Annotated in this window: 10 protein-coding genes and 1 tRNA gene; 4 read left to right on the top strand and 7 right to left on the bottom strand. The window is 72.5% G+C overall.

Annotated features, from left to right (window positions below):
* Positions 1-167 precede the first annotated feature (167 nt).
* Both AB0F13_RS09325 and AB0F13_RS09320 read left to right on the top strand, forming a co-directional pair.
* On the top strand, positions 168-1,475 hold the full coding sequence (locus AB0F13_RS09325) for a M6 family metalloprotease domain-containing protein (protein ID WP_362077666.1): 1,308 nt from the start codon (positions 168-170) through the stop codon (positions 1,473-1,475).
* A tRNA-Arg gene (locus AB0F13_RS09320) sits at positions 1,466-1,538 on the top strand. The genes AB0F13_RS09325 and AB0F13_RS09320 overlap by 10 nt, the downstream gene beginning before the upstream one ends.
* A 555-nt stretch (positions 1,539-2,093) precedes the next feature.
* Here AB0F13_RS09320 and AB0F13_RS09315 read toward each other — a convergent pair.
* The 3 genes from AB0F13_RS09315 to AB0F13_RS09305 form a co-directional block, all read right to left on the bottom strand.
* On the bottom strand, positions 2,094-2,516 hold the full coding sequence (locus AB0F13_RS09315; RefSeq protein WP_362077663.1) for an STAS domain-containing protein: 423 nt from the start codon (positions 2,514-2,516) through the stop codon (positions 2,094-2,096).
* A gap of 183 nt (positions 2,517-2,699) precedes the next feature.
* Complete coding sequence (locus tag AB0F13_RS09310) at positions 2,700-3,434, bottom strand: GAF and ANTAR domain-containing protein (protein WP_362077660.1); 735 nt, start codon at positions 3,432-3,434, stop codon at positions 2,700-2,702.
* A gap of 5 nt (positions 3,435-3,439) precedes the next feature.
* Positions 3,440-4,159: a hypothetical protein gene (locus tag AB0F13_RS09305; RefSeq protein WP_362077657.1), complete on the bottom strand. Its 720-nt coding sequence runs from the start codon at positions 4,157-4,159 to the stop codon at positions 3,440-3,442.
* Positions 4,160-4,498: 339 nt separating this feature from the next.
* Here AB0F13_RS09305 and AB0F13_RS09300 point away from each other — a divergent pair, with 339 nt between their 5' ends.
* Positions 4,499-6,574 carry a restriction endonuclease gene (locus AB0F13_RS09300; protein WP_362077654.1) on the top strand — a complete coding sequence of 692 codons (2,076 nt, stop codon included), beginning with the start codon at positions 4,499-4,501 and terminating at the stop codon, positions 6,572-6,574.
* A gap of 40 nt (positions 6,575-6,614) precedes the next feature.
* Positions 6,615-8,693 (top strand): DNA helicase RecQ, encoded by a 2,079-nt coding sequence (gene recQ, locus AB0F13_RS09295; RefSeq protein WP_362077651.1) that lies wholly within the window; start codon positions 6,615-6,617, stop codon positions 8,691-8,693.
* On the opposite strand, the gene AB0F13_RS09290 is transcribed toward recQ, so the two are convergent.
* The 4 genes from AB0F13_RS09290 to AB0F13_RS09275 all read right to left on the bottom strand — a co-directional run.
* Positions 8,690-9,313, bottom strand: a complete 624-nt coding sequence (locus tag AB0F13_RS09290; RefSeq protein WP_362078067.1) for a class F sortase — start codon at positions 9,311-9,313, stop codon at positions 8,690-8,692. The two genes, recQ and AB0F13_RS09290, sit on opposite strands and share 4 nt — an antisense overlap.
* A 240-nt stretch (positions 9,314-9,553) precedes the next feature.
* Positions 9,554-10,126, bottom strand: a complete 573-nt coding sequence (locus AB0F13_RS09285; protein WP_362077648.1) for a hypothetical protein — start codon at positions 10,124-10,126, stop codon at positions 9,554-9,556.
* Positions 10,127-10,416: 290 nt separating this feature from the next.
* Positions 10,417-12,120, bottom strand: coding sequence for an MFS transporter (locus AB0F13_RS09280; protein ID WP_362077645.1), 1,704 nt, complete (start codon positions 12,118-12,120; stop codon positions 10,417-10,419).
* A gap of 512 nt (positions 12,121-12,632) precedes the next feature.
* The coding region (locus AB0F13_RS09275; RefSeq protein WP_362077642.1) for a D-alanyl-D-alanine carboxypeptidase at positions 12,633-15,395 on the bottom strand (2,763 nt) is incomplete at its 5' end.

The raw sequence follows: 15,395 nt of genomic DNA, 5'->3' as shown, positions 1-15,395 counted from the left end.
TCCCCGGATATTTCACGTCGGCACGTGAGGTGGCTCACGCCTCCCGGAGGGTGTCCCGGGGCCGCCATCTGCCGCAGTCCACAGCGCGCGAGGGCGGCTCACGGGAAGAGGGTGAACAAGAGAGCGGCCCGTGGCAGGCGGCCGCGCCCGCCCTGGAGGTCACCGGCATGAAACCCCTGGCCATCGTCGCCGTGGCGGCCACGACACTCGCCCTGACCGCGCCGGCACCGACCTCCCGGGCCGGGGAGTCCGAGGCCGCGCCCCACGGCCACACCGCCGGCCTCCCCCGCCTCGGCAGGAGCCCCTCCGGCCCGTGCGCGCTGCGCACCGTCACCGGCAACGTCTCCGAGGGCTCGCGCACCCCGCGCGGCTACGCCAGGTCCAGTGGCACGGTGCGGGCCGTCACCTTCTTCATCGACTTCCCCGACGCCCCCGCCCGCATCTCCCCGCGGAAGCGGTACGCCGAGTTCTTCCCGGCCGTCTCGGACTACTACCGCACCAGCTCCTACGGGCGCCTGGACTACCGCTCCACGCCCGTACCGCGCTGGATCCGCATGTCACGCCCGTACCGCTCGTACGGCATCAGGCGCGGCACCGACTTCGACCCCTACCGCGACGACGGCTACCACGCCATCGCCAAGGAGATCGTCGACGCCACCGACGACACGGTCGACTTCGGCCGCTACGACCTGATCAACATCCTGGCCGTCCCCGAGGCGGGCCCGCCCGCCACCCAGGACGTCCGCTCGGTCACCTTCGCCGGCTCGTCCACGGGGCTGAACACCCGCGACGGGGTGCCCATCAGGAACGTGTCCTTCATCTGGAGCCGCCAGACCGGCGACAGCCCCTTCCGCGTGCTCAGTCACGAGAACGCCCACAGCTTCGGCCTCCCCGACCTCTACTACACGGGCCGCGGCCGCGCGGTGACGACGCCCGTGGGTCACTGGGACCCCATGGACGAGGACTGGGGCCCCTCCAACGACTTCCTGGCCTGGCACAAGTGGAAGCTGGGCTGGCTGACACCCTCCCAGGTCCGGTGCATGCCTCGCGTGGGCGTCCGCACCTTCACCCTGACCCCCACCTCGGTCGCCGACGGCGTCAAGCTCGTCGTCGTCCCCCTCTCTCCCACCCGCGCCGTCACGCTCGAGGCCCGCGCCCCCGGCCCCCTCGACCACGCCGTCTGCCGCCCCGGCGTCCTGGTCAGCACCGTCGCCACCGACCTGGCCTCCGGCGCCGGCCCCGTCCGCACCTCGGACGCCACCCCCGCCAGCTCCGGCTGCTACACCAAGGACCCCAACGTCACCTCCTCCCTCACCGACGCCCCCTACCGCACCGGCCAGCGCTGCTCTGCCGCCGGCGTCACCGTCGACGTCCTGGGCCGGACCCCGTCCGGCGCCTGGCGCGTGACCGTCACCCGCCGCCCTGCCCCCACCGGCGGACCACCCGCTACACTGACGGCTGCCCCGCCTCCGTAGCTCAGGGGATAGAGCACCGCTCTCCTAAAGCGGGTGTCGGCAGTTCGAATCTGCCCGGGGGCACGCCTGGTCGGACGTGGTTCCGACCGCGGTTGCCGGCCTTCAGCCGGAACAGACGGCCCCGGACCTCATGTCCGGGGCCGTTCGCGTGCGCGCGGGCGGCCGCCGACTGGCCAATTCCAGTCCCTTGTCCGCCCCTTTGGAGTCGTCTAGCCTCCGAGACGACGTCGGGCAGCCCCGCTGCCCGGCCCGGCTCTCCCGGACCCCGAGGGCAGCAAGCCCGCGAGGGCGGCCGGAGACGCGATGGCAACGCACGCCTCCCGGCCCCGCCCTTCCCGGCCTGTCCTGCCAGGGGTCTCTTCCCGCGTGCCCCGGTCGGCCAGGAAGGGCGGACCGCGCCGGAGGCGGGGAAAGGAGCCCCGCCTCCGGCGCCCGGTCGCCGCCGGTTTCCGGTTCTCCTCCCGGCGGCGGCCGTCCTTGCCGCGGCTTCTTGCGGGCACCGCTACGAAGCACAGTGCAACGGCCCCCACAACTTGGCAAGCCTGTCCTTCCGGTCCCGCGCGGGACCGTACCGCCGGAAGCCGTCCGGTCCGACGGGCGGCTCGTGCGGTGCCCCGGTCAGGCGGGCGGACGCTGCCGTCCGCCGGCCAGGGCATCCGTCACCGTGGCGACCGGCTGGAAATCCGCGGTCAGCCCCGCGGCCTTCAGCAGGTGCAGATGCCAGGCCCGGGTGCAGACCATACGGAACGAGCCGCCGCGCTCCACGGCCCGACGGCGGGCCCGGCAGAGCAGGGTGAGCGCGGCACAGTCCATGAAGCGCACCGGCCGCAGGTCCACCACCACGCGGCAGCCCACCGACGACGTTGCGGAGTCGACATGCATTCTGATCTCCGGGGCGGCGACCAGGTCGACATCGCCGTGGAACTCCACCACGGCGAAACCGCCCAGAAGATAGCTGCGCGCGTTGGGACACTCCGCGGGGAGGACTCCGCAGAAGTGGACGGCCGTCCAGGGGCCGGGTCGCCGGTGATCGATGCCCATTGGCGGTTCCGATGCATGTGGCCCCGCAGCAAGCGGGAGCGGGAGAACGGACAGCCACCGGGGGCTGGGGCGACACCGGATAACCATAGGAACACAGGGCGTGCAGAATCGCTCCAGCGCATCCAGATTCACCCGTGCGAGTGATTTTGGCCGTAATGCCTGCGGCCGGGCCCACCTCCGCGGTCAGGCGACCCCTGGAACGACGGACAGACCAGTCACATCACCGTCGACGATCTGACGGGCGAGCTCGGAGATGCGCAGGTGGTTGGTGCGGGCGTGGGCCCGGATGGCCGCGAAGGCGTGGTCGGGCGAGGTCCGCAGGCGCTCCGCGAGGATGCCCTTGGCCTGCTCGATGACGATACGGCTGGTGAGGGCGGCCTGGAGCTGGGTCCGTTCGGTCTGGGTCTGCTCCAGGGTGCGCTGTTGCAGGATTCCGATCGTGGCGATGTCGGCCAGCGCCTGGGCCAGGGCCGCATCCTCGACGCCCAGCGTCGTCCGGTCGGTGTGGAAGAGGTTCAGCGCCCCTACGACGTGCTGGCGCAGCCGCAGCGGGAGCGCGTGGGTGGTGGCATAGCCGCTCCTGCCCGCGCGGTCCACGAACAGGGGCCAGTGCCTGGCGACCGCGGAACTGGTGAGGTCGATGTTGAGGCGGGCGACGCCTTGGGTGTAGCAGTCCACGCAGGGCCCTTGGTCGTGCTGTAGCGCGAAGAGTTCCAGCAGCCGGGTGTTCTCGTCGGATGCGGCGATCATCTGCAGATCACCATGGGAGTCCGCGAGCAGGATTCCGGCAGCCGAGACGTCCAGCAGCTCCACGCAGCGGGCGGACAGTTTCTGGAGGAAGTCGATGATGTCGAAGTCGTCGACGAGGGTGTCCGCCATCTCGACGAATACCTCGGCGACCTGCTGTTGGCGGGACATTCTCCTCATCCCCTGCTCTCTTCGGGCTCAGACGGCCCGCTCGTAGAGTCGTTGAACCGCAGTCGGCGGGACACGATGTCCTGGGCCAGTTCGACGATCGGCTGATTGCGGCTGAACGCCGTGGCCCGCAGGCGCAGCAGCGCCGCCGCCAGCGACACCGTCAGCTGCACACTGACCATGCCCGTCGCCTGGTGCACCACGGCCTGCTGCCACCCGTGCGGCGGGAGGGCGACCCCCGGCCGGCCGTCCCGCCGCCCCTCGCCGTCGAGGAACAGCGTGGTGAGCGCCGAGGCGAGAGCCAGGGCGTCGGTCGTCTCCTCCGCGGACAGCGGACCGGGCCGGGCGCGCAGTGCGGTCAGCACACCCACCTGGATGGCGCCTATACCCAGCGGGAAGCAGAACACGGCTCCCACCGGCAGCCCGGCCACGGCCGGCAGCAGCAGCGGCCACCGCTCCACCGGGACCGCGACGAGGCCCGGCACGAGCACCGCGTTGCCGCTGCGCATCGCGTCGCACTCGGGGCCCTCGCCGAAGGTGCGCTGCATCTCCGCGAACTGTGTGCCGGTGCTGCCGGAGGACCACAGCTGCTCCGTATGGCCGGCGTCGAGTACCACGGAGACCGTCACGTCGTCGGTGCCCAGGGCCGCGGCGAACGTCGTGGCCGGGTCACCGCGTCCGGAGGCGTACAGCGAACGCAGGACTTCTGCCATCCGGTCGCTGATCATGATTTCGCTCCGCCCTCCGGGGTCGTCAAGCGTTCCCGGACGCGGTTGGGTACCGCACCCACCACCCTAGTCCTTCGATACGGGGAGGCTATGGCCAAGAGATTGTCACCAAGGGGAATGTCATCGACCTCGGACTCCTGGGGTGCTTTCCGGTCACACCCCGTCCGGCCCGCGAGTCATGTCCCACAGGCCCCGATGGCAACTCTTCGCGCACTGTGCAATCTGCTGATCATTTTGTCTGCCCGCCCATTAAGGTTGAACCTCACCGCTGGTCACGGAGCCAGTACGTATGTGGTTCCGGGACGCCGGGGTGTCTCCGGGGGAGGGAACACAGCCGCCATGAGTCGTCGCTCCAGTGGACTGATCGGGATATGGGCCGAGGCGCAGCGGCAGCAGCAGCGGCAGGCGGAGGCCCGGCAGCGGGCGGCGGCGCAGCAGGCCCGGGAGCAGGAGCGCCAGCAGCGGGCGTACGTGCGCGAGCGGGCGCGGCAGGACCGCGAACAGCGGCAGGCGTACCGGGCGGCGCGGGAGGCGGAGGCGCGGCGGCGGACGGACGAGCTGGACGCCCGGGTCGCGGCGCTGGAGGGGCTGCTCGCCGCGGGGTGCCGGGCGCCGGGATTCACCGCGGGGGCGCTCGCGCGGTCCGAGCAGCTGCAGCCGTTCGACCCGGGGCACCTCGGGCAGCCCGTGGTGATGCCGGACCCGGAGCGGTACCGGGGGTTCGGCAACAGGGCGCAGTACGAACGTGACCGGCACGCCGCGCTGGCGGCCGAGGGGCAGCGCCTGGACCGGCTGGCCGCGTACCGGCAGCAGTATGACCAGTGGGCCGCCGCGACGCTCGCGGAGATACGGCAGCACAACGCCGGCGTCGCCGAGACGGTGGCCGCACTGCGCGACGGTGATCCGGACGCGGTCGTGGACTACTTCTCCGCCGCGCTGTACGCCTCCGGCGCGTGGCCGGAGGACTTCCCCCACCAGATATCCGCCGCCTACGACCCCGCCGCCCGGCAGCTGGTGCTGAACTGGGAGCTGCCGGGGTTCGGCATCGTCCCGGCGGTGAAGTCCGTGCGGTACATGCCGACCGCCGACGAGGAGAAGGAGACCGCGCGGCCGGTCACCCAGCGGCGCGGCGTCTACCGCGACGTGCTGGCGCAGTGTGTGCTGCTGGCGGTGCGCGAGGTGTTCGCGGCGGACGGGTTCGGGGCGCTGGAGTCCGTGGCCCTCAACGGTTTCGTCGACGAGCACGACCCGGTCACCGGGCGGCTCACCCACATCTTCCTCGCCTCCGTCTCCGTTCCCCGCACCGTCTTCGCGCGGTTCCACCTCGAGCAGGTGAGCGCGGTCGAGTGCCTCACCGAGGGGCTCGGCGGCCTGCTGTCGGCGCGCCCCGACCAGCTGGCCGCCGTACGGCCGGGCCGGCAGCCCGACGACGTGGGGCGGGGGGTCGTCTCGCACGGCGGGGGCGACGACCCGGATCTCTTCGAGATGGACCCCGTCGCGTTCGAGGCGCTGGTCGCGGAGCTCTTCCGGGCCCGTGGGATGCAGGCCGTGATGACGCAGCGCTCCAACGACGGCGGCGTGGACGTCGAGGCGCTGGACCCGGACCCGATCAGCGGCGGGCGGATCATCGTGCAGGTGAAGCGGTACCGCAAGACGGTGCCGCCGACCGCCGTCCGCGATCTGTACGGCACGGTGCAGGGCGCCGGGGCCAACAAGGGCGTGTTGGTGACGACTTCCGGCTTCGGGCCCGGTTCGTACGCCTTCGCCAACGGGAAGCCGCTGACCCTGGTGTCCGGCGAGGAGCTGGTGGAGCTGCTGGCGCAGCACGGGCTGCGGGGGCGCCTGGGAGGCGGTGACGGCGCGGGCGGCCATACGAGCGCCCGTCCCGGGCCGAACGCTCCCGCAGCCCCGGCCGCCGCCGGCCAGCAGCGTGACCACAGCGTGCTGGGCATGTCCTGGTCCGGCCACGTCGCCCTGGACGTCTGCGCGCTGGTCTGCACGGGGTCGCGTGTCCTCAGCGACGATCACTTCGTCTTCTACAACAACCGGCAGACCCCCGACGGGGCCGTGCGCTCGGTCGACCCCTCCCCCGCAGACAAGGCCGCCCTGCACGTGACCTTCGAAGCGCTGCCCGCCCCCGCCGACCGGCTCGTGCTGGTCGCGGCCATAGACCCGGCCGTCAATCCGCACTCCGATCTTTCGGAGTTCACCGACGCCCGCATCCGCCTGTCCGACGCCTCGGGCAGCGAGCTCGGGCGGCTGGAGGTCTCCGACGGGCGGCCGGGCGAGACGGCGCTCGTGCTGGGTTCGTTCCGCAGGCGGGAGAGCGGCGACTGGGACTTCGTGATCGGCGGCAAGGGGTACACGGGCGGGCTGGAGGCGCTGGTGCAGGAGTACGGCATCGAAGTCGCTTGATCCACCCGGGTTTGTCGTTGGCGGCTCGTAGACTTCTGGAATGGCCGACCCCACAGTGATCAGCGATGCCGACGGCGATGCGAGCGATGCCCTGAGCTGCCTGCGCCGCGTCTTCGGGTACGACGCCTTCCGCGGCGAACAGGAAGAGATCATCGAGCATGTCGTCGCCGGCGGCGACGCGCTCGTCCTCATGCCCACCGGTGGCGGCAAGTCGCTGTGCTACCAGATCCCGGCGCTCGTGCGGCCGGGCGTCGGGGTCGTCGTCTCACCGCTGATCGCGCTCATGCAGGACCAGGTCGACGCGCTGCGCGCGCTCGGCGTGCGGGCCGGCTTCCTGAACTCCACGCAGGACCTCGACGAACGCCGCATGGTGGAGGCCGAGTTCCTCGCGGGCGAGCTGGACCTGCTCTACCTGGCGCCGGAGCGGCTGCGGGTGGAGGCGACGCTGCGGCTGCTCGACCGGGGCAAGATCTCCCTCTTCGCCATCGACGAAGCGCACTGCGTGGCCCAGTGGGGGCACGACTTCCGGCCCGACTACCTCGCCCTGTCGGCGCTGCACGAGCGCTGGCCGGACGTGCCGCGCATCGCGCTGACCGCGACCGCCACCGACGCGACGCGCACCGAGATCGCGGGCCGGCTGAACCTGCGCGAGGCCCGGCAGTTCGTCGCGAGCTTCGACCGCCCGAACATCCAGTACCGCGTCGCGCCGAAGAACGACCCGAAGAAGCAGTTGCTGGAGCTGCTGCGCAGCGAGCACGCGGGCGACGCGGGCATCGTCTACTGCCTCTCCCGCAGAGGCGTGGAGGACACCGCCGCGTTCCTGTCCCAGAACGGCATCGAGGCGCTTCCGTACCACGCCGGCCTCGACGCCCGCACGCGCGCCGCCAACCAGTCGCGCTTCCTGCGCGAGGACGGCATCGTCATGGTCGCCACGATCGCCTTCGGCATGGGCATCGACAAGCCCGACGTGCGCTTCGTGGCCCACCTGGACCTGCCGAAGTCCGTCGAGGGCTACTACCAGGAGACCGGCCGCGCCGGGCGCGACGGGCTGCCGTCGACGGCCTGGCTGGCGTACGGGCTCCAGGACGTGGTCCAGCAGCGCAAGATGATCGACGGCTCGGAGGGCGACGACGCGCACCGCCGCCGGCTCGCCACCCACCTGGACGCGATGCTGGCCCTGTGCGAGGCGGTGGAGTGCCGCCGGGGACAGCTGCTCGCCTACTTCGGACAGCGGCAGCAGGAGACCGCATGCGGCAATTGCGACACCTGCCTGACGCCGCCGGTCACCTGGGACGGCACGGTCGCCGCCCAGAAGTTCCTGTCCACGGTCCTGCGGCTGGCCCGGGAGAGGCGGCAGAAGTTCGGCGCGGGCCAGATCATCGACATTCTGCTCGGCAAGAAGACCGCGAAGGTCATCCAGCACGACCATGACGGCCTCACCGTCTTCGGCATCGGCACGGACCTGAGCGTCGCCGAATGGCGCGGCGTGGTGCGGCAGTTGCTGTCCCAGGGGCTGCTGGCCGTCGAGGGTGAGTACGGCACGCTCGTGCTCACCGACGCCAGCGGTGACGTGCTGGGCTCCCGCCGCCAGGTGCTGCTGCGCCGCGAGCCGGAGAAGCCGGCCCGCGCGGCGAAGGCCGCGAAGGCGGGCGGTGGCGGCGGTGCGTCCAGGCGCGGCGCTCCCGTCGACCTGCCGCAGGCCGCGGTGCCGGTCTTCGAGGCGCTGCGCGCCTGGCGTGCGGCGACCGCGAAGGAGCAGGGCGTGCCCGCCTACGTGATCTTCCACGACGCGACGCTGCGCGAGATCGCCACGGCCCGGCCCTCCTCGCTCGACGAGCTGTCCACGATCAACGGGGTCGGCGAGAACAAGCTGGTCAAGTACGGGCAGCCCATGCTCGACGTGCTCGCGGAGCTGCCCGGCCCCCGGCAGGAGGAGCAGCCCGCGGTGCCGGACCCGGCGGCTCCGGCCGCCGTGCCGGACCTGCCGGCGCCCCGGGCCGGGGCGGAGCGGGCCAAGGTGCTCCAGGCCGCCGCGCCGGCGGGAGCCGCCGGGGACGAGCCGCCGTGGGCGGAGGAGCCCTCCTGGGACGAGGAGCCGCCCTGGGACGAGGAGCACTAGCCGCCCGTCACCTGCGGCGTGCGCCGTACGGACGCCAGGTGCGCGTAGACCACGACGTTGCCCAGGTAGGCGTCCGCCTCCTGGGAGAAACCGCCACCACAGGTGATCACCCGCAGCTCGGCCCGCCTGGTGGCGCCGTACACCTTCGCCGAGGGGAAGCGGTCCCGGTCGTACACCTCGATGGCATCGATCGTGAAGACGCCGGTACGGCTGTCAGCGCGGGCCACCTCCACGGCGTCGCCCTTCTTCAGGGCGCCGAGGTTGTAGAAGACCGCCGGTCCGCTCGCCGTGTCGACGTGACCGGCCAGGACGGCGGTGCCGGCGGCGCCGGGTGCGGTGCCGCCCGCGTACCAGCCGGCGAGGTTCTTGTCCTCTTCCGGGGGGCTGGCGAGGCTGCGGTCGGGCAGCAGCCCGAGGGGCGCCACCGGCGCGTCGACCCCGATGGCGGCGATCCGTACGCGGGTGGGGGCGGCGGGCGGCAGGGGCGGGATGGAGCGTTCGCGCCCGGGCCCGGACAGCAGGGGTTCACCGGGCGTGGGGAACGCCTCAGCCTCGGAGGGCTGCGGGGGCGGCGCCTGGTCCTTCGCGCCGTGCTCGATGAGCCAGCTGCCCGTCAGCACCGCGACAGCGAGGACCGCGGCGAGGACCGTCTTGTGACGCGACTCCCGCGCCTGGTGCGCGAGGTGCGCCGGGTGGGGCCGCGGTGCTCCACGGGCACCGCGCAGACAGGCACTCCGCAGGTGGGCGCTCCCCCGCTCCGGCAGGTCCCGCCCCGCGCCCGGGCCGTTCCCGGTCCCTGGGCGCAGGGCGCGCGTCCGGGGACCGAGGGGCGGACCGGCCGGCACGGGGACGGTCCTCGGTCAGATCCGGTTGCCGCCGCCACGGCGGCGCAGGAACCAGGTGCCGGCGACCGCGACGGTGGCCAGCACGGCCGCGCCGGCCACGATCTCGGCCGTGCCCGACTCCTCGCTCGTACCGCCGACGCCGGTCTTCATGCCGCCCACGGGGGGCGAAGCCGGCATGCTCGGCATGGCGGAGGCGGAGGCGGAGGCGGAAGCCGGGGCCGAGGCCGGGGCAGCGCCGGAGGAGACGACCAGGTCGCCCGTGGCCTCCTTGCCGTTGTCGCACTTGGCCCCGATGCCGTAGGTGCCGGGCTTGGCCGAGTCGGGCACCTTGAACTGGCCGATCACGACCTCCTTGTGCGTGCCGGGCCTGAGGTCGAACGACGCCGGGCCGCCCACGGCGCTGGCGTCACCCGTGCCACGGCCGCCGGAGCCGCAGGCCGTGGTGTTCACCGTGACCATGTCGCCCGGCCGGACGGTGCTCGGGCTGATCTCCAGCTTTCCGAAGCTGTCGGCGAGCGCGGGAACGTACGCCAGCCCCAGCGCAGCTATGGCCAGGGCGGCCCCGGTGAGCACTCGTGCAGTACGCATGCTTCCTCCGTGAGCGCGGTCGCGGCACGCCGATGCACCGCGGCAGGAGTCGGAATTCCGCGCTCCTCTTCTGCTGAGCGAAACCGGGTTCCGGAAGGCCCGCACCCTGACAGCCCTTCAGATCCAGGGCTCCGGGCAGGCCGGCGCGGGGCCGAATAAGCAGGTCATCGCGGGTGGCGCGACAACTCCGTACGGCCGCAGGGGAGAAGTGGCAAATGGGTGACCGGCCGACTACTCCTGGTCACCCGTTCGACGTCTTCGGTCGGCTGAGCCCTCCCCTGCCGGCTGCCTCAGCGTGCCAGGTCGTCCGGGCAGCCCGTGCCGCGCGGCAGCTTGTACGGGGCCGCGATCCGGTACGTACCGGCGTGCGGGGCGCGCAGCAGCGTCCAGTCGTCCTCCGGCTCGCCATCCTTCGGCGGCTGGACCTGCTTGGTCAGGCAGCCATTGACGTTGACGGGCGGCTCTCCGGCCGACCCCGCCTTCGGCGGCTGCACGGCCTTGCCGGCCTTGTCGACCAGGCCCAGCCACGGCGAGTACGGGATGCGGATCAGCACCGGCCCGGCCTGCTGCACCGTGATCGTCAGCTCGCCGGCGTCCGCGTGCTCCACGACCGCCGGCGGCTCGGCCAGCGGGGTGGGGTCCTTCACCTCGTACAGCCGCCAGTTGGCGTCCGACCACACCTCGCGCAGATACGGCAGGCCCTGGCCGACCAGCCTGGCCTCGTCGACCGCGGCGTTGTCCGGCTCGCCCGTCGGCAGCACCACGTAGTGCACGGCCCAGCGGTTGAGCCAGGCCTGGTAGCTGGCCGGGGTGAGCATGCCCTCCTCGTAGAAGAGCGGGTTGCGCTTGAGGTCCGCCTGCCGGTTCCAGCCGCGCGCGAGGTTGACGTACGGGGCCAGGGCGGAGGCCTCGCGGTGGCTGCGCGCCGGTACGACCTCGACCCGGCCGCGCGCGGCGTCCACCCGCTGCAGCCGGTCCACCAGGGGCGCCAGCGCCCGCGCCCAGGAGGCCGCCGGGGTGGTGTGCACGATGTCGCTGATGGAGACGGCGGCCTGCCAGACCGTGCAGGTCAGCACGGCGAGCACGGTCGCCGTCCAGGCCCGGCCCCGCTTCAGCAGCTCGGCGCGGGGCGGCACCTTCGTCTCCGTCAGTGCGGCGACCAGCACCACACCGCCGAAGACCATGCCGAGCCGGGAGATGTTCGTACCGATCTGCGAGGGGATCAGCCAGACCAGGAGCACCCCCAGCGCGTAGAGGGCGGAGCCGATCCGCACCGTCCGCCACGACGACGGCGTCAGCGTCATCCCGAAGACGCCGGCGAGCAGGGGCAGGATCACCGAGGCGAACGCCATCGGCTGCTGACCGGAGAACGGGAACAGCCACGCCGACAGCGCGACGACCAGCACGGGGGGCACGCCCAGCGCGTACGCGGCCGGACGGCGCCTGCCCAGCCAGAGCGCGGCCGCCACGATGCCCACGTACAGGCCCGCGACCGGGCTGGACGCCGTCGCCAGCGCCGCCATGGCCCCGGCCAGCACGGCCCGCGCCCACCGGAACCTGCGCTCCGAACGCCACCGCACCGGCCACGCGAAGATCGCGGCCGCCGCCGCCAGCCCGAACATCATGCCCAGCCCGAACGTCACCCGGCCCGAGATGGCGTTGCACGCCAGCGCGAACGCGCCGTACAGGGCCGGCCACAGCGGCCGCCGCACCACCCGGCTGCGGACGAGGAGAAGAGCGATCAGCCCCGCCGACAGGGTGCCCGCGACCATCATCGTGGTGCGCACACCGAGCAGGGCCATCAGATACGGGGAGATCACGCTGTACGAGACGGGGTGCATCCCGCCGTACCAGGCGAGGTTGTAGGCGGACGCCGGGTGCTGGAGCGCGAACTCCGCCCACGCGTCCTGCGCGGCCAGGTCGCCGCCGCTGTTGGCGAACAGACACACCCACAGCACGTGCAGCACCGCCGCCACGAAGAGCGTGACCGGCACGGTCCCGGTGAGCGCACGGAGCCGACCGCCGCGCCGGTGGCCCGGCACGACCGCCCACGAGGGCCGTCGCCACGCCGGCTTCACGGCGCCGGGTGCGGCGCTCGCGGCAGGTCCTGCCGGTTCGTTGCCGGGTTCTGCGCGTTCGCTGCCGGGTCCTGCCGGTTCGTTGCCGGGCCGTGCCGGTTCGTTGCCAGGTCCTGCTGGTTCGCTGCCGGGTCCTGCCGGTTCGTTGCCAGGCCGTGCCGGTTCGTTGCCAGGCCCTGCCGGTTCGTTGCCGGGATCTCCCGACTTCCCGGCACGCGCCGGCCCCACGGTGCTCACTGCGACTCTCCCCGTCTTCCCCCTAGGTCTTCTCCCCCATCTTCACGCATGCCGGGCCCGCGGCGAGCAAACCCCGCGAACCCAACACGCTGCCCGCACGCCGCCGCGGCCGCGAAGCGGCCCCCGGTCCGTACCCACTCGCACGGACCAGGAGCCCAGCCCCAGGCGCTCTTCCGGCTGCCGGCCGGGCCTCAGCCCAGGCGGCCCAGCTTCGCCCCGAACGAGGGCTCGGCCAGGGCGGTCTTCAGCGCCACCGGCACCTTGACCGCGTCCGCGCCGGTGCCCACGGTCAGCTCACCGACCTCGGTCCCGGCCTTCGCCGAGTGCGGGATCTTGTGACCGTTGGCGGACAGCGCGAACTTTGAAGCGAAACCGGCCCAGCCGATCGCCTTGACGTCCTTGATCGCGACGACCGGCGTCTTCCCGCCGAGGCCGTCGTCGACGGAGCCGACGACGTCGCCCTTCTTCACCACGACAGCCGAGGTGAGGGAGTCCTGGATGGCCCGCGTCTGCTTGTAGCTGTTCTCCAGCACCATCCGCAGGCTGTTCTCGGCGTTGATGTCGATGCCCTTGAAGTGCTGGTCCATGGTGGCGCCGACGATCAGCCGCTCCTGGCCGTCGATCGTCCGCTTCGCCGCCCACATCAGCGCGCCACCGGCCGGCTTGCTGGAGCCGGTCTTGACGCCCAGGACACCGGTGCCCTTCGTCAGCAGTTTGTCGTTGTTGTTGTAGATCGGCTCGGCAAGACCGGAGATCTTGGCGTTGGGCTTGCCGACGATCTCGCGGATGACCTCGTTCCTGATCACTACCTCGGCCAGCTTCACCTGGTCGGTGGCGGTGCTCCGGGTCGTGTCCATCAGACCGCTGGGGTCCGTGTACGTCGTGTTCGTCATGCCGAGGTCCTTGGCGGCCGCGTTCATCTTCTTGACGAACTCGTCCTCGGACTTCGCGTCCCAGCGCGCCAGCTGGCGGGCGATGTTGTTACCGGAGGGGATGAGCAGCATCTGCAGCATGTCGTACTGCGAGAAGGTCTGCCCCTCGCTCACGATCAGCCGCGACTCGTCCTTCGACTGCGACTCCTTGGCCGCCTGCGCGTCGATGACGAGGTCCGTGCCCTTCTCCCCCTTCTTCAGGGGGTGGTCCTTCAGGATCACGTACGCGGTCATCACTTTGGCGACGCTCGCCGTGGGCACCGGCTTCTGCGAGCCCGACGTCCCCACGTCCCCCGCGCCCAGCACCTTGGCCGCGGACTGGCCCTCCGCCGGCCAGGCGAAGTCGGGCCGGCCGCCCTCGAAGGTGAAGGCCTTCTTCGCACCGAGCGCGAGCTTCGGATCGGGCAGCGGCCGGAAGGATTGAACGACCACGAAGATGATCCCGAGCAGCACGACGAGCGGCGTCCAGATCTTCACGCGGCGCATCGCCGTGCGCACCGGGGTCTCCGGCGGCGGCGGGGTGTTCGTCAGCTGCGCGAGCAGGTCGAGCGGGGCGGCGGGACGTCCGGGCCCCGCGTCGGCGCCGCTGCCGGCGCCTGCGCCTGCGCCTGCGCCTGCCTGCTGCCCGGGGAAGGGCGTCTGCTTGGTGCGCTCCGCCTCGGCCGGGGCCACGGGCGCCTTCGGGGGCGCGACCGAGACCGGAATGCCGGGCTTCGCGGGGGCGTCCGCCTTGGCGGCGGCGTCCGGCTTGGCGGCGGCGTTCGGCTTGGCGGCGGCGTTCGGCTTGGCGGCGGCGTTCGGCTTCGCCGCCGTATTCGGCTTCGCCGCCGCGGGCTTGGCCTGGGCGTCCTCCTTCAGCGGGACAAACTGGCTCTTGCGCTCCTGGCCCGCCTTCGCCCCGGTGGCCGGGGCAGGGGCCTTGAGCAGCTCGGTGGGCTGATCGGCCCCGGCCTCGGCGGCGGCTTCCGGCTCGGCCTTGTCACCAGTCTTGGGGCGTACGGCCTTGAAGACGGCGGTCGGCTGGTCGGCGGCGGGCTGCTTGCCCTCGGCGTCGGGCTTCCCGGCCTCCTCGGCCTCCTCCGCCTTCCGGGCAGGGGCATCGCCGGGGGCGTCGGCGCCATCGGCCTTGGGGCCTACCGCCTTGAAGACGGCGGTCGGCTGGTCGGCAACAGGCTTCCCGGCAGAGGCACCAGCACCATCAGCCTTGGGCGGCACCGCCTTGAACACAGCGGTCGGCTTGTCAGCGGCAGGCTTCGCACCCGCAGCGTCGGCCTTCTCAGCAGAAACAGCGCCAGAAGCCCCGCCCTCACCGGCCTTGGGACCTACCGCCTTGAACACGGCGGTCGGCTGGTCGGCAACAGGCTTCCCGGCAGAGGCACCAGCACCATCGGCCTTGGGCGGCACCGCCTTGAACGCAGCGGTCGGCTTGTCAGCAGCAAGCTTCGCACCCGCAGCCTCAGCCTTCTCGGCCTTCTCAGCAGAGACAGCGCCAGAAGCCCCGCCCTCACCGGCCTTGGGACGTACCGCCTTGAACGCGGCCGTCGACTTGTCGGCAACAGGCTTCACGCCCGCAGCGTCAGCCGAACCAGCAGACTTCTCGTCGTCGGCCGGGGCCGCGTCGTCCCCGGCGCCGCCCTCGCCTTCTTCGGCGCTCCGCACCCAGGCGGCCACAGCGGCCTTCAGCCGGGCGTCGCCCTTCTTGACCGCGCCCGAGCCGTTGCCCGCACCCGCACCCGCGCCCGCATCCGCGCCCGCGCCCTCGCCCGCGTCCCCCGCAGGCTCCGGCTTTGCATCCGCAGCGCGCTCGCCGGTGGCGGCGCTGTCGCGCTCGGCGTCGCCCTCGGCGTCGGCGGACGGCTCGGAGCCGGACTTCGCCTTCGCTCCGGCCTTCGCGTCCGCTTTCGCCTCAGCCTTGCCGGACTCGCCCTTGCCGGACTCGCCCTTGCCGGACTCGCCCTTGCCGGACTCGCCCTTGCCGGACTCGCCCTTGCCGGACTCGCCCTTGCCGGACTCGCCCTTGCA

It is taken from the genome of Streptomyces sp. NPDC026206 (assembly GCF_040638465.1).
In the GTDB taxonomy this organism is placed as follows: domain Bacteria; phylum Actinomycetota; class Actinomycetes; order Streptomycetales; family Streptomycetaceae; genus Streptomyces.
Note: the sequence above shows the minus strand (reverse complement) of the source record. Positions and strands in the feature narration are given on the sequence as shown.

Excerpts from the sequence above, each read along its gene's own strand:
- AB0F13_RS09310 (WP_362077660.1), bottom strand. The coding sequence starts at position 3,434 with ATGTCCCGCCAACAGCAGGTCGCCGAGGTATTCGTCGAGATGGCGGAC.
- AB0F13_RS09315 (WP_362077663.1), bottom strand. The coding sequence starts at position 2,516 with ATGGGCATCGATCACCGGCGACCCGGCCCCTGGACGGCCGTCCACTTC.
- AB0F13_RS09325 (WP_362077666.1), top strand. The coding sequence starts at position 168 with ATGAAACCCCTGGCCATCGTCGCCGTGGCGGCCACGACACTCGCCCTG.
- AB0F13_RS09305 (WP_362077657.1), bottom strand. The coding sequence starts at position 4,159 with ATGATCAGCGACCGGATGGCAGAAGTCCTGCGTTCGCTGTACGCCTCC.
- recQ (WP_362077651.1), top strand. The coding sequence starts at position 6,615 with ATGGCCGACCCCACAGTGATCAGCGATGCCGACGGCGATGCGAGCGAT.
- AB0F13_RS09300 (WP_362077654.1), top strand. The coding sequence starts at position 4,499 with ATGAGTCGTCGCTCCAGTGGACTGATCGGGATATGGGCCGAGGCGCAG.
- AB0F13_RS09285 (WP_362077648.1), bottom strand. The coding sequence starts at position 10,126 with ATGCGTACTGCACGAGTGCTCACCGGGGCCGCCCTGGCCATAGCTGCG.